At 69.0% G+C, this 19,515-nt stretch carries 21 protein-coding genes; 11 read left to right on the forward strand and 10 right to left on the reverse strand.

What is annotated here, in order from left to right; all coding sequences use genetic code 11:
• Positions 1-1,008, reverse strand: a complete 1,008-nt coding sequence (locus M3149_RS09260; protein WP_251709017.1) for a catalase family peroxidase — start codon at positions 1,006-1,008, stop codon at positions 1-3.
• Positions 1,009-1,156: 148 nt separating this feature from the next.
• Between M3149_RS09260 and dmeF the strand changes: the two genes are divergently transcribed.
• Positions 1,157-2,110: a CDF family Co(II)/Ni(II) efflux transporter DmeF gene (gene dmeF, locus M3149_RS09265; protein WP_251709018.1), complete on the forward strand. Its 954-nt coding sequence runs from the start codon at positions 1,157-1,159 to the stop codon at positions 2,108-2,110.
• A 34-nt stretch (positions 2,111-2,144) separates the two neighbouring features.
• On the opposite strand, the gene M3149_RS09270 is transcribed toward dmeF, so the two are convergent.
• Both M3149_RS09270 and M3149_RS09275 read right to left on the reverse strand, forming a co-directional pair.
• Positions 2,145-2,720 (reverse strand): c-type cytochrome, encoded by a 576-nt coding sequence (locus tag M3149_RS09270; RefSeq protein ID WP_251709019.1) that lies wholly within the window; start codon positions 2,718-2,720, stop codon positions 2,145-2,147.
• Positions 2,720-3,970, reverse strand: a complete 1,251-nt coding sequence (locus tag M3149_RS09275) for a PQQ-dependent sugar dehydrogenase (RefSeq protein ID WP_251709020.1) — start codon at positions 3,968-3,970, stop codon at positions 2,720-2,722. Before M3149_RS09275 ends, M3149_RS09270 begins: the two co-directional genes overlap by 1 nt.
• 168 nt (positions 3,971-4,138) lie before the next feature.
• Here M3149_RS09275 and M3149_RS09280 point away from each other — a divergent pair, with 168 nt between their 5' ends.
• Positions 4,139-4,750, forward strand: a complete 612-nt coding sequence (locus M3149_RS09280; RefSeq protein WP_251709021.1) for a LysE family translocator — start codon at positions 4,139-4,141, stop codon at positions 4,748-4,750.
• Complete coding sequence (locus M3149_RS09285) at positions 4,750-5,664, forward strand: SdiA-regulated domain-containing protein (RefSeq protein ID WP_251709022.1); 915 nt, start codon at positions 4,750-4,752, stop codon at positions 5,662-5,664. The genes M3149_RS09280 and M3149_RS09285 overlap by 1 nt, the downstream gene beginning before the upstream one ends.
• 13 nt (positions 5,665-5,677) lie before the next feature.
• Here M3149_RS09285 and M3149_RS09290 read toward each other — a convergent pair whose 3' ends face one another.
• Positions 5,678-6,115, reverse strand: coding sequence for a YciI family protein (locus tag M3149_RS09290; protein ID WP_251709023.1), 438 nt, complete (start codon positions 6,113-6,115; stop codon positions 5,678-5,680).
• Positions 6,116-6,261: 146 nt separating this feature from the next.
• Here M3149_RS09290 and M3149_RS09295 point away from each other — a divergent pair, with 146 nt between their 5' ends.
• Genes M3149_RS09295 through M3149_RS09320 form a run of 6 tightly spaced genes read left to right on the forward strand, consistent with a single transcriptional unit; the run spans position 6,262 to position 12,357 of the window.
• Entirely contained in the window at positions 6,262-7,911 is a 1,650-nt protein-coding gene (locus M3149_RS09295) for an acyl-CoA synthetase (RefSeq protein ID WP_251709024.1), read from the forward strand.
• Between the two features lie 19 nt (positions 7,912-7,930).
• Entirely contained in the window at positions 7,931-8,728 is a 798-nt protein-coding gene (locus tag M3149_RS09300) for an enoyl-CoA hydratase (RefSeq protein WP_251709025.1), read from the forward strand.
• An 8-nt stretch (positions 8,729-8,736) separates the two neighbouring features.
• Positions 8,737-9,726, forward strand: a complete 990-nt coding sequence (locus tag M3149_RS09305) for an NADPH:quinone reductase (RefSeq protein WP_251709026.1) — start codon at positions 8,737-8,739, stop codon at positions 9,724-9,726.
• A gap of 24 nt (positions 9,727-9,750) precedes the next feature.
• Complete coding sequence (locus M3149_RS09310; RefSeq protein WP_251709027.1) at positions 9,751-10,215, forward strand: CoA-binding protein; 465 nt, start codon at positions 9,751-9,753, stop codon at positions 10,213-10,215.
• Between the two features lie 47 nt (positions 10,216-10,262).
• Positions 10,263-11,546 carry an O-acetylhomoserine aminocarboxypropyltransferase/cysteine synthase family protein gene (locus M3149_RS09315; RefSeq protein WP_251709028.1) on the forward strand — a complete coding sequence of 428 codons (1,284 nt, stop codon included), beginning with the start codon at positions 10,263-10,265 and terminating at the stop codon, positions 11,544-11,546.
• Positions 11,547-11,556: 10 nt separating this feature from the next.
• On the forward strand, positions 11,557-12,357 hold the full coding sequence (locus M3149_RS09320; RefSeq protein WP_251709029.1) for a 2-keto-4-pentenoate hydratase: 801 nt from the start codon (positions 11,557-11,559) through the stop codon (positions 12,355-12,357).
• Between the two features lie 7 nt (positions 12,358-12,364).
• On the opposite strand, the gene M3149_RS09325 is transcribed toward M3149_RS09320, so the two are convergent.
• The 5 genes from M3149_RS09325 to M3149_RS09345 all read right to left on the reverse strand — a co-directional run bounded on the left by M3149_RS09325 (position 12,365) and on the right by M3149_RS09345 (position 15,387).
• Entirely contained in the window at positions 12,365-13,660 is a 1,296-nt protein-coding gene (locus M3149_RS09325) for a flavin-containing monooxygenase (RefSeq protein WP_251709030.1), read from the reverse strand.
• Positions 13,661-13,750: 90 nt separating this feature from the next.
• Entirely contained in the window at positions 13,751-14,149 is a 399-nt protein-coding gene (locus M3149_RS09330; RefSeq protein ID WP_251709031.1) for an ACT domain-containing protein, read from the reverse strand.
• A 16-nt stretch (positions 14,150-14,165) separates the two neighbouring features.
• Positions 14,166-14,483: a hypothetical protein gene (locus M3149_RS09335; protein WP_251709032.1), complete on the reverse strand. Its 318-nt coding sequence runs from the start codon at positions 14,481-14,483 to the stop codon at positions 14,166-14,168.
• Complete coding sequence (locus M3149_RS09340) at positions 14,480-14,878, reverse strand: hypothetical protein (RefSeq protein WP_251709033.1); 399 nt, start codon at positions 14,876-14,878, stop codon at positions 14,480-14,482. The genes M3149_RS09335 and M3149_RS09340 overlap by 4 nt, the downstream gene beginning before the upstream one ends.
• Positions 14,879-14,919: 41 nt before the next feature.
• Positions 14,920-15,387 (reverse strand): DUF1810 domain-containing protein, encoded by a 468-nt coding sequence (locus tag M3149_RS09345; RefSeq protein WP_251709034.1) that lies wholly within the window; start codon positions 15,385-15,387, stop codon positions 14,920-14,922.
• Positions 15,388-15,485: 98 nt separating this feature from the next.
• On the opposite strand from M3149_RS09345, the gene M3149_RS09350 reads away from it, so the two are divergent.
• Entirely contained in the window at positions 15,486-16,259 is a 774-nt protein-coding gene (locus tag M3149_RS09350; RefSeq protein WP_251709035.1) for an ABC transporter ATP-binding protein, read from the forward strand.
• On the forward strand, positions 16,243-18,774 hold the full coding sequence (locus M3149_RS09355; protein ID WP_251709036.1) for an ABC transporter permease: 2,532 nt from the start codon (positions 16,243-16,245) through the stop codon (positions 18,772-18,774). Before M3149_RS09350 ends, M3149_RS09355 begins: the two co-directional genes overlap by 17 nt.
• On the opposite strand, the gene M3149_RS09360 is transcribed toward M3149_RS09355, so the two are convergent.
• Positions 18,671-19,483 carry an SOS response-associated peptidase gene (locus M3149_RS09360; protein ID WP_353056809.1) on the reverse strand — a complete coding sequence of 271 codons (813 nt, stop codon included), beginning with the start codon at positions 19,481-19,483 and terminating at the stop codon, positions 18,671-18,673. The two genes, M3149_RS09355 and M3149_RS09360, sit on opposite strands and share 104 nt — an antisense overlap.
• Between the last annotated feature and the right edge of the window lie 32 nt (positions 19,484-19,515).

Raw genomic sequence — 19,515 nt, forward strand, 5'->3', positions numbered from 1 at the left:
TCACTGCTGCTTCGAGCCTTCGCCCAGGCGGCGCCCCAGCGATACCGCGTAAGGCGCTGCCCGTGCCGCCAGCATCGGGTCGGCCGAGGGCTCCACGCCCTTGGGCAACACCATCGGGTTGAAGGTGATGTTCAGACACGCACCGCCGGCGTCCTCGGCCACCGACGTGACGCGCAGCATGCCCAGGTTGACCTTGCGGCGGCCCTCCGGCAGCGGCACGGTGGCGTTGTCGAGGCGGTCACCCAGCTGTGCCAGTTCCAGGTTGAAGTTGAAGGCGACCTTGCCGTCCTTGACGCGCTGTCGCAGATCGTCGAACAGGAAGGCCGGCCCTTTGGCCTTGGCTTCCTCGTCGCTCAAGCCCTGCACGCCGGCCACGGGTTCGAAGATCCATTTGCCCCATTGTTTCTCGCCGCGCGCGTTGACGAACCCGAACGCGTGCACGCCCCAGTAATTCACGCTCGCAAAACTCGCGGGCACGGGTTGTGAGGCGAAGTAGCGCCCTTGCAGCAGCACCTCGGGGTTCGCATCGGCGAAGGCCTTCACGCGCGCCGGATCGGGTGCCCGGGTGGCCGGGTCGGGCCGCAGCGATTCCACCCGGCCCAGCATCTGCGCTGGTGAGGACGCGCCGAACACCGGCGACGAGATATTGCCCATCTGCCAGGTTTCGCCACCGGGCCCGTTGAACTGCAGTGCCAGGTTGCGTTGGCCCTTGGTGTTGTCGGGCGCCTTGGGGTTGGCACCGCCCACCGAGAACCGAACGATCACCGGCACTGCGCTGCCGCTGAACACGGACGCGGTGGACAGCGAGCGGGCCTCGGGCGTGCCCGTGAATTCGCCCATGGCACAGATACCTTTGGCGCCCGAGCGGCGATAGCCCTCGAACTTGCCGTTGGTGGCCTCGAAGGCATCGACCATGACGGTTGGGTCCACGTCCTTCGATTGCGCATGTGCGTGCGGCAGCGTCAGTACGGCAGCAGCGGCCAGGGTGGTCAGGATGATCGGTTTCATGCGTTTCCTTGCTGGGGGTGAGGGGGGACGAATCGAACCGGGTGTCGACTCAAGGCGTAGTCGCAAGAAATGCATACGGATTACACAAGGGTAAACCCTATGTTGTAGGCTTCAGCAACGCCCCAGACAGCGCATTCCAGGCCTGACCATGACCGGATCCGACCTCTCCTTCGGTCGCCACTCCCACGCATTCCACACCAGCGACGCCCACGCCGAGCGCGGCACCCGCTGGGTGCTGTGGATCACCCTCATCGCGATGGCGGTCGAGATCGTGGCGGGTTGGTGGTTCAACTCCATGGCGTTGCTGGCCGATGGCTGGCACATGGGTTCGCATGCGCTGGCCATCGGCTTGAGCGTGGCGGCCTATGCGGCGGCACGGCGCTACGCGCACGATCCGCGCTTTGCCTTCGGCACCTGGAAGATCGAGGTGCTGGCGGGCTTTGCCAGCGCGATTGCGCTGCTGGGCGTGGCCGCCCTCATGGCGTGGGTATCCGTGGAGCGCTTGCTCACGCCCCAGGCCATCGCATACCGTGAAGCAATGGTGGTGGCCGTCATCGGCCTGGTGGTGAACCTGGCGTGTGCCTTCATCCTTGCGCGTTCCAAGGGCCACGCGCACCATCATCACGGGCATGGCCATGGAGATCACGGCCATGCGCATGGGCACGACGCCGGGCACGAGGACCTCAACCTCAAGTCGGCCTACATGCACGTGCTGGCCGACGCACTGACCTCGGTACTCGCCCTTGTGGCACTGGCGGGCGGCTGGCTGTACGGGTGGGGCTGGCTCGATCCGGCGATGGGCATCGCCGGTGCGGTGCTGGTGGCGTGGTGGGCGCGTGGCCTGCTGGTGCAGACGGCCACGGTGCTGCTCGACCGCGAAATGGACCACCCGGTGGTGGAAGAAATCCGGGAGGTGGTGGAAGCCGACGGGCAGACGCACATCACCGACCTGCATGTGTGGCGCGTGGGCCGCGAGGTCTACGCCTGCGCGATCGCGCTCGTCACACGCGACGCCGCCCTCACACCGCAGGCGGTGCGTGGGCGGCTTGCCGTGCACGAGGAGGTGGTGCACGCGACCATCGAGGTGGTGCACCGGCCTTGAAGCCCCTGCGCGGACGCGCGGGGTGCCCGCGCCTTCAGGGCGCCAGTTGCGCCAGGTAGTGCGCCATTGCCTTCAGGTCGGCATCGCTCAGGCCGTAGAGCGAGGCGGCCATGATCGTGTCGCGCCCCGTGGCCTGCCCGCTCTGGAACGCACGCAGGCTGTGCAGCAGGTAGTCCTCGCGCTGGCCGGCCAGGCGCGGCATCTGCTCGCGGCCCAGGTAGGTGGGCAGGTGGCAGCTTGCGCACCGGTTGCCGTTGGCCACTTGCTCGCCGCGCGCGTACAGCGCAGCGTCCCGAGCGCCGGGTTGCGGCTTGAGCGTCTGCTGAGCGAAGTGCCTTGCCATCGCCGTGAGGTCGGCGTCGCTCACGCCGTCGAGAAGGCCTTTCATGGACGGGATGTCGCGCAGGCCTTCGCGGATCATCACCAACTGGTTCTCCAGGAACACCAGCGGCTGGCCCGCGAGAGAGGGCGCGTTGGCCAGCGGGGCGGGGGCGCCGTCGGCCCCGTGGCAGGCAGCGCACGCGGCCAGGCGCTCGGGGAGCGTCTGGGCCGTCGTGCCGCCCACCGCGAGGGCCAGCAGCGCGCCGATCAGGATCAGCGCGCCCCGCATCAGCTGCCGTAGCTCACGCGGTAGATGGCGCCGAGCTGCTCATCGGAGACCAGCAGCGAGCCGTCCTTCATCTGCAGCAGGTAGGCCGGGCGGCCCCAGAAGCTCTGGTCGGCCTCGTTCATGAAGCCGGTCATGAAGGGCACGACCTGCGCGTTCTTCCGATCGGCCGTGGCCTTGACCATCACCACGTCGTAGCCGATCTTCTTCGTGCGGTTCCATGAGCCCTTGCGCGCGTTGAACAGCACGCCGCGGTACTCGGGCGGGAACATGGTGCCGGTATAGAAGGTCACGCCCATGCTGGCGGCGTGCGGCCCCATCAGCGCCACGGGCGGCTCCACGCCAGCACAGGCGTTGGCCTTCTTCACGTCCGGGTCGGGGATCTTGCCTTCATGGCAATGCGGGAAGCCGTGGTTCAGGCCCGTGGCGCGCATGCGGTGCATCGTGTCGTTGGGCGTGTCGTCGCCCATCCAGTCGCGGCCGTGGTTGCTGAACCAGAGTTCGCGCGTCTGCGGATGCCAGTCGAAGCCCACCGTGTTGCGCACGCCGGTGGCCACCACCTCCATGCCCGATCCGTCGGGGTTGTAGCGGCGGATCTGCGCGTACTCCGGTGTCGGCAGTTCGCAGATGTTGCACGGCGCGCCGAACGGCACGTAGAGCTTGCCATCGGGCCCGAAGGCGATGTACTTCCAGTTGTGGTGCGGCTCTTTCGGCAGCTTGAAGGCGGCGGTCATGTCCACCGGTTGCGCATTCGGGTTGGTGGCGATGCCGTCGAAGCGCAGCACCTTGTCGATCGCCATCACGTAGAGCGAACCGTTGCGGTACGCCACGCCGGCGGGCTGGTTGAGCTTGTCGACCACCGTGCGCACGCTGCGCGCGCTGCCGGTGTCGCTGACCTCGTACACGCGGCCGATGCCGCGCGTGCCCACATAGATCTTGCCGTTGTCGCCCATGGCCATGGCGCGCCCGCCCGGCAGGCCGGTGGCCCAGATCTCGACCTTGAAGCCCGGCGGCAGCTTGATGCGGTTGATGGGGATCTGGTCGGCCGGCGTCACCGTCATCTTGCCGGCCAGCGGTGCCAGGGTGGAGCTGGCCATGCTGGCAGGCATGCCTTGCTTCCAGGCGGGTTGCGGTGCGGCCGCAGCGGGGGCGGCGGGCGCGGCCGCGGGCGGCGCGGCCTTCTGTGCGCAGGCCGTCAGCACGAGCGCGGCCACCGCGCCCAGCACGCCCGGGCGGGCGAGGGACTTGATCATGGGTTGTCTCCTGAAAGTTCGAGTTGTTCGTTGTGGCTTGTCCGCCGGCATAGGTCGGTAGGCATGCCAACAAACATCCTAACGTCAGGCGATCAGGTCTGCATTGCGGCAGACCCGCATTCCGTGAAGGTCAATGCCTATGGCCGCGATAGCCCTTAGCATCGCGCGATGGACCTGAACACCTGGCTCATCTACCTCATCGCGGCGGTCGGCCTGTCGCTTTCACCCGGGCCCAACGGATTGCTCGCGCTCACGCACGGCGCGCTGCACGGGCGCCGGCTCACGTTGTTCACCATCGCGGGCGGGGCGCTGGGCTTTGTGGTGCTGATTGCACTGTCCATGTTCGGCATCGGCGCGCTGCTGCAGACCTCGCTGCTGTGGCTCACGGTGCTCAAGTGGGTGGGTGGCGCCTATCTCGTGTGGTTGGGCATCCAGGTCTGGCGCTCGCCGCCGCTGGGTGCCACCCTCGCGGCCACCGGCGGGCAGGCGCGCGCGGGCGTGCTGTTCCGTCAGGGCCTGCTGTCGGCGGTCACCAACCCCAAGGGCATCCTCTTCTTCGCCGCCTTCCTGCCGCAGTTCATCGACCCGGCGCGCAGCCTGTGGCTGCAGTTCGTGGTGATGGCCGGCACCTTCGCGCTGGTGGAGATCGCCACCGAGCTGTTCATCGCCAGCGCGGCGCACCGCATCCGCCCCTGGTTGCAGCGTGTGGGCAAGGCCTTCAACCGCGCCTGCGGCGGGGTGTTCATGGCCATTGGCGCCGCACTGCCGTTGCGCGGGTGATGCGCAAGGCGCTCTGGGCCGTTGCCCTGGTTTTGCTGGCCGCAGCCTGGTACTTCAAGCTGCCCGCACTCGGTTACTACTGGGTCAACACCCGTCTCGCGTCACCCGACTGGGTGGGTCGATCCGTGAACCTGGCGTCGTACCGTGCGGTGGTCGAGGGCCAGGTCATCGAGGGGCTCACCCGAAACACCTCGGGCCTCACGTTCAACACGGCCACAGGCACGCTGTTCACGGTGATCAACCGGCCGCCGCAGGTTGCCGAGCTGTCGCGCGATGGGCGATTGCTGCGGCTCATTCCCATCGAAGGGGCGAACGATCCCGAGGGCATCACGCACGTGGATGGCGACCGTTATGTGATCTCGGACGAGGACAGCCACAGCCTCACCTGGGTCAGCATCGACGCCAGCACGCAGCGGCTGTCCTTGAAAGGTCAGCCCCGGCTGGAGTTGGGCATCGACGTGGTGAACAACGCAAGCTTCGAGGGCGTGTCCTGGGATGCGGTGAACGGCCGCCTGTTCGTGGTGAAGGAAAAGCTGCCACTGCGCGTGCTGGTCATGACCGGGCTGCAAGAGGCCATGGCAGGAAAGGGCTTCGCGGTCAGCATCACCGAGTGGAAATCGGCCTCGGCGTCCACGCTGTTCATGAGCGATCTGTCGTCGCTCACCTTTCATGAACCCACCGGCCACCTGTTGCTGCTCAGCGACGAATCGGCCATGGTGGTGGAGTACGCGCCCGATGGCACGCCCGTGAGCTTGTTGCCCTTGTTGCGCGGCTTGAACGGCCTGCGCAACAAGGTCCCGCATCCCGAAGGCCTGGCATTGGGCGCTGACGGCGCGCTCTATGTGCTCTCGGAGCCCAATCTGTTCTACCGTTTCGAGCCACGCGAACGCCCCGCCTGGGCGTCACCTCGCTGAGGCGCGTGGCCGCTCAGCCGCGTTTCACCCCGCCCTCGATCTGCTCACGCAGCCTCTCCTCCTGCTCGCGCAGCTCGGGCGTGAAGCTCTCGCCGAAGTCCTCTGCCTCGTACACGCGGCGGATCTCCAGCGTCGACTGCGGGCCGTTGGTGGGTTTGGGGCAGCGGCGGGCCCAGTCCACGGCCTCTTCCAGCGAGGCGCATTCCCAGATCCAGAAGCCGGCAATCAGCTCCTTGCTCTCGGTGAACGGCCCGTCGATCACGCGTGTGCCCTTGCCGTCGAACACCACGCGTGCGCCGCGCGCGCTGGGGTGCAGGCCATCGCCGCTTTTCATCACGCCGGCTTTCACCAGCTCCTCGTTGAATGCGCCCATCGCCGCAAACTCGGCTTCGGTGGGCATGACGCCCGCTTCGGTGTCGGCATCGGCATGCACCATGACCATGAATCGCACGGCAGTCTCCTGAGTGAAGCGGCGCCAGCCATTCTGGCGCCATCATCCGCTCGACGGGGCGTTGCGTCGGGTTTCGACAGCGTGTCTCGCCGTCCATCGGGAAAGCCCCGCTGCCGCCCGCGCGCGGCCTCACTACGATGAACCCCATGAACATCTACGACCAGCACCTCGACCGCAACCCCGCCAACCACGTGGCGCTCTCGCCCGTGAGCTTCGTGGAGCGAACGGCGGAGATCTTTGGCGACATGCCCGCGGTGATTCACGGCGCGCGGCGCTACACCTGGGCGCAGGTGCGCGATCGCTCGGCCCGTCTGGCCGCGGCGCTGCGTGCGCTGGGCGTGGGCCAGGGCGACACGGTGAGCACGCTGCTGCCCAACACCCCCGAGATGGCCGAGGCGCACTACGCCATTCCCGCGCTGGGTGCGGTCATCAACACGCTCAACACCCGGCTCGACGCCCCGCTGCTCGCCTGGCAGATGAACCACTGCGAGGCGAAGGTGCTGATCACCGACCGCGAGTTCGCCCCGGTGGTGGCGAAGGCGCTCGCGGCGCTGGCCGAGATGGGCCGCCGCGTGGTGGTGATCGACGTCTGCGACAGCGAATACAGCGGCCCGGGCGACACCCTGGGCACGCACGAGTACGAGGCCTTGCTGGCCGCGCACGAGCCGCTGGCCCGCCTGGAGGGCCCCACGGACGAATGGAACGCCATCGCCGTGAGCTACACCAGCGGCACCACCGGCGACCCCAAGGGCGTGGTGACGCACCACCGCGGCGCCTACCTCAACGCGGTGAGCAACGTCGTCACCTGGACGATGCCGCAGTTTCCGCGCTACCTGTGGACGCTGCCCATGTTCCATTGCAATGGCTGGTGTTTCCCCTGGACGGTGGCCATGCAGGCCGGCGTGCACGTGTGCCTGCGCCGCGTGGAGCCCGCGGTCATCCTGGCCGCCATGCGCGAGCACGGCGTTGACCACTACTGCGCCGCGCCCATCGTGCACAACGGGCTCATTGCCGCCGTCGCGGCCGACCCGTCGCTGAAAGACGGCATCGGCGCCGTGCGCGGCATGGTGGCGGGCGCTGCGCCGCCGGCCTCGATGATCGAGGGCATGGCGCGCATGGGGTTCCAGATCACCCACGTGTATGGCCTCACCGAGGTCTACGGCCCGGCGGCGGTGGCCGCGGCGCGCCCGACCTGGGCCGTGGCCGAGCTGGGCGAGCAGGTGCGCCTGAACGGCCGCCAGGGCGTGCGCTACCCGCTGCAGGAGGGCATGACCGTGATGAACCCCGAGACCATGCAGGAAGTGCCCGCCGACGGCCAGACCATGGGCGAGATCATGTTCCGCGGCAACATCGTGATGAAGGGCTACCTGAAGAACCCCTTGTCCACCGCCAAGGCGTTCGAGGGCGGCTGGTTCCACACCGGCGACCTGGCCGTGCTCGAGCCCGACCGCTACGTGAAGATCAAGGACCGCAGCAAGGACATCATCATCAGCGGCGGCGAGAACATCAGCTCCATCGAGGTGGAGGACGCCCTCTACCGCCACCCCGCGGTGATGGCCTGCGCCGTGGTGGCCCGGCCCGACCCGAAGTGGGGCGAAAGCCCGCTGGCCTATGTGGAACTGCGGCCCGGCGCCGAGGTGAGCGCCGCCGACCTGATTGCCCACTGCCGCACGCTGCTGGCCGGCTACAAGGTGCCCAAGGAGGTTCGCTTCGAGCCCATCCCCAAGACCAGCACCGGCAAGATCCAGAAGTTCGAGCTGCGCCAGCGCGCCAAGAGCGCCAACGCCATCGAATGAGACACACCGCGAGACGACCATGAACGACCGACTGAACCCCGACATCGCCAGCGAACCGCTGCGCTACGAGCGCGACGCCCGCGGCGTCATCACCCTCACGCTCAACCGCGCGCAGGCCTTCAACGCCTTGAGCGAAAGCATGCTGGCCGCGCTGCAGGCCGCCATGGAGCGCGTGGCCGCCGACGACAGCGCACGCGTGGTGGTGATCGCCGCGGAAGGCAAGGCCTTCTGCGCCGGGCACGACTTGAAGGAGATGCGCGCCGAGCCCTCGCTCGACTACTACCAGCGCCTGTTCGCGCAGTGCAGCCGCTTCATGCTGGCCCTGCAGCAACTGCCGGTGCCGGTGATTGCGCAGGTGCAGGGCATTGCCACGGCGGCGGGCTGCCAGCTCGTGGCCATGTGCGACCTGGCCGTGGCCGTGCGCGAGGCGAAGTTCGCCGTGAGCGGCGTGAACCTGGGCCTGTTCTGCAGCACGCCCAGCGTGGCGCTCAGCCGCAACCTCGGCCGCAAGGCCGCTTTCGAGATGCTCGTCACCGGCGGCTTCATCAGCGCCGACGAAGCGAAGGACAAGGGCCTCATCAACCGCGTGGTGGACGCCGGCGAACTGCAGGCCGAGGTGGCGAAGCTTGTGGACAGCATCCTCGCCAAACCGCGCGTGGCCATTGCCGCCGGCAAGGGCCTGTTCTACCGGCAACTGGAAACCGGCATCGCCGACGCCTACGAAGACGCGGCCCGCACCATGGCCTGCAACATGATGGACGCCAGTGCGCTGGAAGGCGTGCAGGCCTTCATCGACAAACGCAAGCCGAACTGGTGACCGCGCGCATGAAAGCCGCTTTCTACGAAGCCGTGGGCCCGGCGAAAGAGGTCCTGCGTATCGCCAACATTCCCGAGCCGCAACCCGCCCCCGGCGAGGTGCGCGTGCGCGTGCAATGGTCGGGCGTGAACCCGTCCGACGTGAAAACACGCGCCGGCCTGCGCAGCAAGACCTTGCCATTCCCGCGCATCGTGCCGCACAGCGACGGTAGCGGCGTGATCGACGCCGTGGGCGAGGGCGTTGACCGATCGCGCATCGGCGAACGCGTGTGGGTGTGGAACGCCGCCTGGGGCCGCGCGCACGGCACCGCCTGCGAGGCGCTGTGCCTGCCGCAGCAACAGGCCGTGCGTCTGCCCGACAACGTGAGCGGCGAAGCCGGCGCCTGCCTGGGCATCCCCGCGCTCACCGCGCTGCACGCGGTGTTGATGGACGGCGGCGTGGCCGGCAAGACCGTGCTGGTGGCCGGTGGCGCGGGTGCCGTCGGCCACTACGCGGTGCAGATGGCCAGCCAACTCGGCGCGGCGCGTGTCATCAGCACCGTGAGCACGCCGCAGAAAGCCGCCATCGCGCGCGAGGCCGGCGCCGACGATGTGGTGAACTACAAGACCGAGCCCCTGGTGCAGCGAATGGCCGAGCTCACGCAAGGGCAGGGCGTGGACCGCATCATCGAACTCGACATGGCCGCTAACGCCGCCGCCAACCTGGACATGCTCAAGCCCAACGGCGAATGCGTGGCGTACGGCAGCGGTGCGTCGCCCATGGCGGTGCCGTTCTACCCACTGATCGTGAAGAACCTGCAGCTCAAGTTCTTCATGGTCTATCACCTGACGGCGGCGGACCGCGCGCGCGCCACCAGCACCCTCACGCGCCTGCTTGAACGCGGCGCGCTGCAACACCTGATCGACCAGCGCCTGCCGCTGGAGCAGATTGCCGCCGCACACGAGCGCGTGGAAAGCGGGCAGGCCGTGGGCAACGTGGTGCTGCACGTGGGTGAATGACGGCCGATTGAACAAGACCTTCACATGCAAGACGACATCCCCACCCTGCGGCGCGTGCTCAAGGCCTGCCGCACCGTTGCCGTGGTCGGCCTCTCGGCCGAATGGCACCGGCCCAGCTACTTCGCGGCCAAGTACATGCAGGAGCATGGCTACCGCATCGTGCCCGTGAACCCCAAGTACCCCGAGATCCTGGGCGAGAAGAGTTACGCGCGGCTTGAAGACATCCCCTTCCCGGTGGACATGGTCGACGTGTTCCGCAAGGAGCAGGACATCCCGCCCATTGCGCAAAGCGCCGTGGCCATCCGCGCGAAGTGCCTGTGGCAACAGCTCGGCCTGAAGAGCGAGGAAGCCGACCGCATCGCCACCGCCGCCGGCCTGGACAGCATCTGGGACCGCTGCGTGAAGATCGAACACGCGCGCCTGTTCGGCGGGCTCAACTGGGCTGGCGTGAACACGCAGGTCATCTCGGCCAAACGCCCGATCGTCTGAACCAACATCCGTTCGGGCTGAGCTTGTCGAAGCCCTCGTCACACCCCATGCCCGACCGCCAGTTCCACCCCGAAACCCTGGCCATCCACGCTGGCCAGATTCCCGACAGCAGCACCGGCGCGCGCGCGCTGCCCATCTACCAGACCACCAGCTTCGTGTTCGACAGCGCCGACCACGCGGCCAGCCTGTTCAACCTGCAGACCTTCGGCAACGTCTATTCGCGCCTATCCAACCCCACCGTGGCTGCGCTCGAGGAGCGCGTGGCCGCCCTGGAAGGTGCACGCGCGGCGGTGGCCTGCGCCAGCGGCATGGCCGCCGAAACCCTGGCCCTCACCACGCTGCTGCAAAGCGGTGACCACGTGGTGGCCGCGGGTGCGCTCTACGGTGGCAGCGTCACCATGCTCGCGGTGAACCTGCGCAAGTTCGGCATCGAAACCACCTTTATGGACGCGACCAGGCCCGAGGCGTTTGCCGCCGCCATGCGCCCCAACACGCGCGCCGTGTACGCCGAAACGCTGGGCAACCCCAGCATGGTGGTGCTGGACATCCAGGCCATTGCCGACGTGGCCCACGCCCACGGCGTGCCCCTGATCGTGGACAACACCGTGCCCAGCCCCTACCTGTGCAACCCGGTGAAGCACGGCGCCGACATCGTGATCCACAGCGCCACCAAGTACCTGGCGGGCCACGGCACCACCCTGGGCGGCGTGGTGGTGGAGGCCGGCACCTTCCCGTGGGACAACGGCAAGTTCCCCGGCATGACCGAACCCAGCCCCGGCTACCACGGCGTGAAGTTCTTCGAGACCTTCGGCAACTTCGGCTTCACCATGCGCTGCCGCATGGAAGGCCTGCGCGTGTTCGGCGCATCGCTCGCGCCCACGAGTGCTTGGCAGATCCTGCAGGGCGTGGAAACGCTGCCCCTGCGCATGGAACGCCACTGCAGCAACGCGCTGGCACTGGCGAAGTACCTGAAGGACGACCCGCGCGTGAGCTGGGTGAACTACCCCGGCCTGGAAGACCACCCGCAGCACGAGCTCATGAAACGCCAGATGCGCGGCGCGTCCGGCCTGCTGGCGTTCGGCGTGGAGGGTGGGGCAGAGGCGGGCGTGCGCTTCATCGAAAGCGCGCAGTTCATGAGCCACCTCGTCAACATCGGCGACACCCGCACCCTCATCAGCCACCCCGCCAGCACCACGCACCGCCAACTGGACGAAGCGCAACAACTTGCTGCAGGCGTGCTGCCCGACATGATCCGCATCTCGGTGGGGCTGGAGCACATCGAGGACATCCTGTGGGATGTGGATCAGGCGCTGGCACGCGCCGCGGGTTGAGGGAGCCCACATGCACCCCATCACCCATGAAGCTGCCCGCCTGCTGTGGGCCGCGCGCCAGCAAGGCACCGTCATCGACGCACTGCCCGACGCACTGCGCCCCCACACCGAAGCGCAAGGCCACGCCATCCAGGCCGCACTGCCCGACGTGGCGCAAGACACCGTGGTCGGCTGGAAAATCGCCGCCACCAGCGCCGCCGGGCAAGCCCACATCCAGGTGGACGGACCGCTTGCCGGCCGCATCCTCAGCGGCTTCGTGCACCCCATGGGCAGCACACTGTCGCTGCAGGGCAACCGCATGCGCGTGGTCGAGCCCGAGTTTGCCTTTCGTATGCGGGCTGACCTGCCGCCACGCGAGCAGCCGTACACCCAGGCCGAGGTGCTGGCCGCCGTCGCCACCCTGCACCCCGCCTTCGAGCTGCCCGATTCGCGCTTCGCCGACTTCACCCGCGCCGGCAAGGCGCAACTCATCGCCGACGACTCATGCGCCGGCCGCTTCCTCTTCGGCCCCGCTGCGCCACAAGCCTGGCGCAGCATGGACCTGGCCGCCCACCCGGTGCATGCCACCGTCACCGGCGCCGACGGCCTTCCGCGCTACACAGGCGACGGCGAGGGCAGGGCATTGCTCGGTGATCCGCGCACGGCGCTCACCTGGCTGGCCAACGAGCTGTCAGCGCTGGGCATCGGCCTGAAGGCCGGCGACTGGGCGTCGTGCGGGACCTGCATGGTGCCACTGCAGGTGCAGGAAAGGGATCGGGTGGTGGCGGACTACGGGGTGTTCGGGAGGATCGAGGTTGCGGTGTCGGACTGACCTCGCATCAAGGAATCGGATACGGCATGTCATCCGGTGTGTTGAGCGCGAGGTCCCGGTAGTGCGACCGCCAGCGATCGGGAGGAAAGCTCGCCGGGTCGCGCGGGGCGAGGTGTTGCACGATGTCGAAGTGGTTGACCTTGTGGCCCACCGGCACTTCGTCCAGCCGCGCCGTGCCCTTGATGTGCGACATGATGGTGCGGCACACCAGCGCGTAGGCCCACGGAGACGAGCCAATGCCGTCCAGGCCGACGCCCGGGAAATACAGGTTGGCTGCATCGAGGCTGCGAACGATGCAGCCGCAGCGCGTCGCCAGTTCATCCACCGTGCGGATGGAGACGATGGCTGGCGACGCGAAGTACGACAGATCGATGCCGTAGCCGGTGCCCCAGAGCAGCAGATCGGTTTTCACTGTCTGCCCGTTCGACAGCGCCACCGTGTCGCCGGTGATGCTGTCCACGCTGGCGTGGTGGCGCTCGATGTCCGCGTAGTGCTCCAGCATGCCGGGGCGCCCGGGAATGAGCTGGTCGCGCAGCACGTCGAAGGGCTGCGTGGGCATGATGTCGGTGATGCCGAACTTCTGGTAGCGCTCGCGCATGTCGGCGCCGATGGCGGCGCTTTGCTGCTCGGCTGTCATGCCGCTGGCCTGCAGGCGGGCAAAGCCGCGCACGCTGCCGGCCACGTGCTTGGGTTTGCGCGTGGGCACAAACCAGCGCGTGCCCCGAAAGGCCCAGGTCAGGCGCCGCGCGCCGTGCTGAATGCACAGTTCCAGCAGGTCAAAGGCCGAGGCGCCGCCGCCCACCACCAGGACGTCGCGGCCACTCAACAGGCCGGGGTCTCGCAGGGCGCTCGAATGGAATTCGCGCACCGTGCTGCCCGTGCGCGCGCATGCAGGGATGTTCGGCGTGTTGTGTGCGCCCGTGGCCGCCACCAGGTGCCGCGCCTGCACCAGGCCCTGGGGCGTGGTCAGTTCCCAGCCGGCGGCATCCGCTCGCGCCGACTGCACCGGTGTGTTCAGCTGGATGCCGTCGGCCAGTCCGAAGTGCTCGACCCAGGCTTCGATGTTGGCCAGGATGTGCGGCTGGGTCGCCCCCTGCAACGGCAGATGGCCCAACTGCCAGTCTGCGGTGCTGATCTGGATGTCCTGCCAGGCGGGGAGGTCGCGCCACAGCCCGCCCACGCGACCCTGGCGCTCCAGCACCACGGCGTCCAGCCCGGCCCGGCGCGCATAGGCCAGTGCCACGATGCCGGCCAGGCCGCCGCCCACGATGGCCACGTCGAATCGCTTGCCAGTGATCTGCACGAGGCCTCCTGGGCGATGGAATCGCCGCATGATGCCTCAGGCAGATGGCGCCTGCCAGCGCAAGGCGCACGGCGTCCACACACCCGCCATTCATTCCTGCTGAGCCAGTCGCTTCAGCGCTTGCATCGCATCGTCCAGTCTGTCCTCCCGCACGAACAGTTGGTCGTGATGAAACGCCGACACGACATTGCAGGCAACGCCCACAGCGGCCAGCGCCGCGCTGATCCGCGCCAGGAAGCCCACCGCGTCCAGCGCCGAATGCACCGTGACCGTGACCATGCGGCATTCGAACTGGTGGGGGAGCCCGAGCACCTTCGCCTGCTGCAGCGGCACGATGGCGGTGAGGCCTTCGGCTTCGTGGAAGGTGCCCACGGGCGTGAGGCCGGGCGATAGCTGGTGGTCGGGGAAGCTGCAGTAGGTGAAGACCTCGGGATGCACCTCGGGGGTCATCTGTTGCAGCAGTGTCGATAGATCGCGTTCGCCCTGCATGCTGTCTCACTTCCGGTCATGCCATTGCACCGAGCCGTGCCAGCAGTTCCGCAATTGGTGGCGTGACGTAGGTGCGGACCAGGCGCAAGTAAAGGACCGCTCCGATCACCAGCAGCAGGCCGAACAGGCCACCTTTTGCCGCCCATGCGTTGATCCTCGTACTGAGAAAGATCGGAGCAACCAGAAGAATGTCGATGAGGACGGGGTAGATGCGCCCGGACAACGCGAGCAGGGCCACCACGGCGAGCAGCACCAGAACCGCAACCAACCTGGGCCAGGTTCGTGCTTTCGGCGGCAGCGGAATGTTCAGGCTGCTGGGTGCAAGGGGTGTCATACGCGCAGCGACATCAGGATGACGATCCACAGCGACACGCAGGCAGCCGCATACGCGAGACAGACGGCCAGGCGGGTCATCCCTCGCCACGCTGGGCGATTTCCGATGAGATGCAGACCCGGAATCAGCAGGAAGGGCGAGAAGAACAGGCCGGTGATGGGAGCATTCCCACCCAACGCTCCCACGACCACGGGGCCCCAGAAGGGCAGCAGCAGTGCCGCCCATTGGTAGAGACGATTCTTCAGAACCCCCGAAGCGAAGCCCCAGCCCGACTCGCTGGGGGCAATGCCACTCAATGGCGAGCGCAAGGTGCCGCGCGTGTAGCCGATGCCGCAGTACGGGCAGCTCTCAGCGCTGAGCGATACCGGTTTGCGGCAGTTGAAGCAGACGGACATCTGAAAGGCGTGACGGGGCGTGTGTGCCGCGCATCGTAGCGCTAGGGCTCGTCGCGAAGGGCACCCGTATCGGGCCAGTTCGCTTCTTTCAGCAGTCGCAGCGTCTCGGTATCCGGCTCGCCGCCATAGAACACATCGAGCGCCTTCGTGAAGCACGGCTCCCCGGGTGCCACCGCGGCAAACAGCGTCAGGCACGATCGCAGCTTCATCGCGTCCACCTCGCCCAGCATCTCCACCGCGGTCTTGTCGGGGTGGCTCAGCTGGGCGTGCACGCATTCGATGAGCCGCGGGCCGAGCACGGGGTGGGCCAGGTAGTCGGCCGCTTCCTGCCGGTCTGCGACGCCGTATTCGCGCGCCATTTGGCTGCGGCCCAGTTCGCGCAGTTGCGGCAGCACGTACCAGATCCAGTGCGTGCGCTTCTTGCCGGCGCGCAGTTCGGCCAGGGCTTGCGGGTAGTCGCGCGCCTGGGCGGTGACGAAGCGGTCGAGGCCGGATGGGGCGGGGTTCATGAGCGTGGCGCAGGGGCAGGGCCTGCCGTGCATGATGCCGCCTCTGCCCGCGCACGCCCAGCCGGAACTTGCCCCCCACGCCCCCGCTCACATCGCCCATGCCTTCCGCCACGCCCCCCCAGAATCACTCCCGTCCCCCACAACCCCCGCACGCCCTGATCGAGGCCGATGGCCTGTCGATGCACTACGCCATGGGCCCGCGCCAGGTTGCGGTGCTGCGCGACGTGAGCTTGCGCATCGAGGCCGGCACGCGGGTGGCCATTGCGGGGCCTTCCGGCTCGGGCAAGACCTCGCTGTTGCTGCTGCTGGCCGGGCTGGAGCGGCCGGCGGCCGGGCGCATCTGCATCGACGGCGTGGACCTGGGCGCGCTCGGCAGCGACGGCCTGGCCGATCTGCGGCGCGAGCGCATCGGCATCGTGTTCCAGAGTTTTCATTTGCTGCCCAGCCTGAGCGCGCTGGACAACGCGGCCCTGCCGCTGCAGATGGCCGGCGCCAGCGGCGCGCGCGAGGCCGCGGCCGCCATGCTGCAGCGCGTGGGCCTGGGCGAGCGGCTGCACCACAAGCCCAGCCAGCTCTCGGGCGGGGAGCAGCAGCGCGTGGCGATTGCGCGCGCGCTGGTGCACCGCCCGCGCCTGCTGCTGGCCGACGAGCCCACCGGCAACCTCGACGACCACACCGCCGAGGCGGTGCGCGAGCTGCTGTTCGCGCTCAACCGCGAGCTGGGCACGACGCTGGTGCTGGTGACGCACGACCTCGATTTCGCCGCGCGCTGCGACCGCGTGCTGCGGTTGCACGATGGGCAGTTGCATGAGACGCCGCCTTCCACGATGACCCCCGGCCACGCGGAGGCGGCGCATGCCCTTTCTGCTTGACCTGGCCTGGCGCGACCTGCGCGCCAGCGGCCGGCGGCTGTGGATCTTCGTGGCCTGCCTGGTGCTGGGCGTGTCGCTGGTGGCGGCGGGCGGTGGCCTGTACCGCCAGGTTGCCGATGCCTTGCGCCACGACGCGCGCCTGCTGTTCGGCGGCGACGTGGAGGTGGAAGCGCCCGCGCCGCTGCCGGCCGACGCGCTGGCCTGGATGCAGGCGCGCGGCACCGTGTCGCGTGTGATCGAGCTGCGCACCATGCTGCGCACCGACAGCGGCCGCGCGCAACTCATCGAACTGCTGAGCGCCGACGCCGCCTACCCGCTCTACGGCAGCGTGACGCTGCAACCCGCGGCCACGCTGGCCGAGGCGCTGGCGATGCAAGGCGGGCAGTGGGGCGCCGCTATCGACGGCGCGCTCGCCACGCGCCTGGGCCTGCGGGTGGGCGACCGGGTGTCGATCGGCGACCTCGACCTCACCGTGCGCGCGCTCATCGTGCGCCAGCCCGACCGCAGCCTGCGCGCCGACTGGGGCGCCGCGCCGGTGCTGGTGGCCGAGGGCGCGCTGATGGCCACAGGCCTGGTGCAGCCGCTCAGCCGGGTGGAATACCGCTACCGCGCGCGGGTGGATGGTGGGGCAGGGGGCGCCGACGACACGCGATCCGCCACCGCCTGGCGCGACGCCTTCATCGCCGCCTTTCCCGCCATCGACGCCGAGGTGCGCAGCTTCGACGAGCGCAGCGACCGCATGGCCGAGGTGCTGGGGCAGATCGGCTCGGGCCTGCTGCTGATCGGCTTCTCGGCGCTGTTCATTGGCGGGCTGGGCGTGTTCAACAGCGTGCAGGCCTACCTGCAGGGCAAGCTCACCACGTTGGCCACGCTGCGCGCACTGGGTCTGCGCGATGGCCGGCTGGCGGCCTTCGTGCTGCTGCAGGTGCTGTTGCTCGCGCTGCTGGCCAGCGCCGCGGGCGTGCTGCTCGGTGTGGCGCTGGCGCTCGCGGGCGCGCAGCTCGCGGCCGATCGGCTGCCGGTGAGCTTTTTGCTGCAGGGCCTGTGGCAGCCCGCGCTGCTGGCGCTGATGTTCGGCCTGCTCACGGCGCTGGCGTTCTCGCTGCCGGCGCTGGGGCGTGCGTTGTCGGTGTCGCCCGCGGTGCTGTTTCGCGGCATCGAGGGCGCTGCGCTGCGCACGCCCCGGCTGGCGCGCGGGCTCACCGCGGCGGCCGCGGGCATCACGCTGGCGCTGCTGGTGCTGAGCCTGCCGGACCCGCGTTTTGGCCTGGCCTTCGTGGCCACCACCGCGCTCGTGCTGCTCGTGCTGGACGCTGCCACGCGCGGCCTGCGCCGCGCTGCCGCGCGCTTGCAGCAGCACCGCGCCTTGCCGCTGCCCATGCAACTGGCGCTGGCCGGCTTGCAGCAAACGCATTCGCCACTTCGCACGGCGCTGCTCTCGCTGGGCTCGGCACTTACGTTGCTGGTGGCCTGCACGCTGGTGGTGGCCACGCTGCTGCGCACCGTGAACGAGACCGTGCCCACGCAGGCGCCGGCGCTGGTGTTCTACGACGTGCAGACCGAGCAGATCCCGCTGCTGCAGGAGACGCTGGCCGCGTCCCCCGGCGTGCAGGCGGTGCGCACTGCGCCGCTGGTGCTGGGCCGCCTGGTGGCCGTCAACGGTGAGGCGCTGCGGGAGAGCGGTGACGGCGAGCGCGCGCGCGAATCGCTCGACGAACACAAGCTGAGCGACCGCAGCGGCAACTTCGACGACGTGGTGGTCGATCGCGGTGCCTGGTGGCCCGAAGGCCACCGCGGTGAACCGCTGGTGGCGATGGAAGACCGCGAGGCCGACCAGCTCGGCCTGCGCGTGGGTGACCGGCTGCGCTTCGAGGTGCTGGGCCAGCCGGTGGAGGCCACGCTGAGCGCGATCTACAGCCAGCGGCGCATGCAGTCGCGCCTGTGGCTGGAGGCCATCTTCAGCGACGGCGTGCTCGACCCCTTCATCACGCGCCACGTGGGCGCGGCGTGGATGCCCCCCGGTGAGGCGCTGGCCGCGCAGGACCGCCTGGCCGCGGCGGCGCCCAACATCGCCACCGCGCGCACCGAGGCGCTGCTGAACGAGACGCGCGCGCTGATGGGCCGCGCCAGCGGTGGCCTGGTGGTGGTGGCCAGCGTGTGCCTGGCGGCCAGCCTGCTGGTGCTGGCCAGCGTGGTGGCTGCCAGCCGCAGCCGCCAGCTCTACGACGCCACCGTGATGCACGCGCTGGGCGCGCGCCATTCGCTGCTGCGCCAGGTGCTGGTGTGGGAATACCTGCTGCTGGCCGCGGTGACGGCGGGCTTTGCGCTGCTGGCCGGCAGCGCGCTGGCCACGGCCTTGTTGCAGTGGCGGCTGGACATGAGCCCGGCCGGGCTTTACTGGAGCGGCGGGCTCACCGCCCTGTTGGTGAGCGGCCTGAGCCTGGGCCTGGGGGCGCGCTATCTGCTGGGCCAGATGCGCCTGAGCCCGGCGATGCTGCTGCGCGCGGGGCAGTGAGCGAGTCCTGGGCCGTGCTGTGTTCCGGCCCGGCGTCGAACGCCTCGGCCGGCGTGAGCCGGAGCAGTTGCTGCGCCTGCGCCACGGTGCCCGCGAGCCATTGGTCGATGTCACCGTGCTCGATGGCGATCAGGCTGCGCTTGTCCTGCTGATCGGGCGGCAGCGGCTGGCGCGTGGCGGGGTCTAGCTCGGGCTTGTGCATGCGGCCCATGAGCGGGTGTTCATTCGCGCCGAGCGTGAGCATGGTGTATGACTCGTGCACCTCGCCGGTTTTTCTGTCCACCCAGCGGTGCCACAGGCCGGCCACGCCCCAGGGTGCACCGTCGCGCCGCGCAAAGCGCCACCACACGTTGCGCCCGGTCTCCCAGTTGGGCTCGAAGAACACCGTGGCCGGCACGATGCAGCGCTGCCCGCGCGCCCACGCCTCCTTGAAGCTGGCCTTGCGCGCCATGTCCTCCGAGCGCGCGTTCCAGGTCGCGAACTTCACGTCCGGCGTGGCCGAGAACGGCGGGATCAGGCCCCAGCGGCCCACCACCAGCTCGCGGCTGTAACCCGCGTCGTCGCGCGTGCGGCGAATGAAGGGACCGCTCTGGCGCGGGAACAGCTCACGCCCGAACACCTGGCGCAGCCAGGCATCGCTGTTGTGGCGGCCGAGCTCCCATTCGCGTTCGATGGCGGCCTGGTCGGGGGTGATGTAGCGGGTGCACATGCGGCGCACTGTAGCGGCGGCCCGTGCCAGGC

Origin of the sequence: Hydrogenophaga intermedia, assembly GCF_023715105.1 — a bacterium.
Classification (GTDB): Bacteria; Pseudomonadota; Gammaproteobacteria; order Burkholderiales; family Burkholderiaceae_C; genus Hydrogenophaga; species Hydrogenophaga intermedia_A.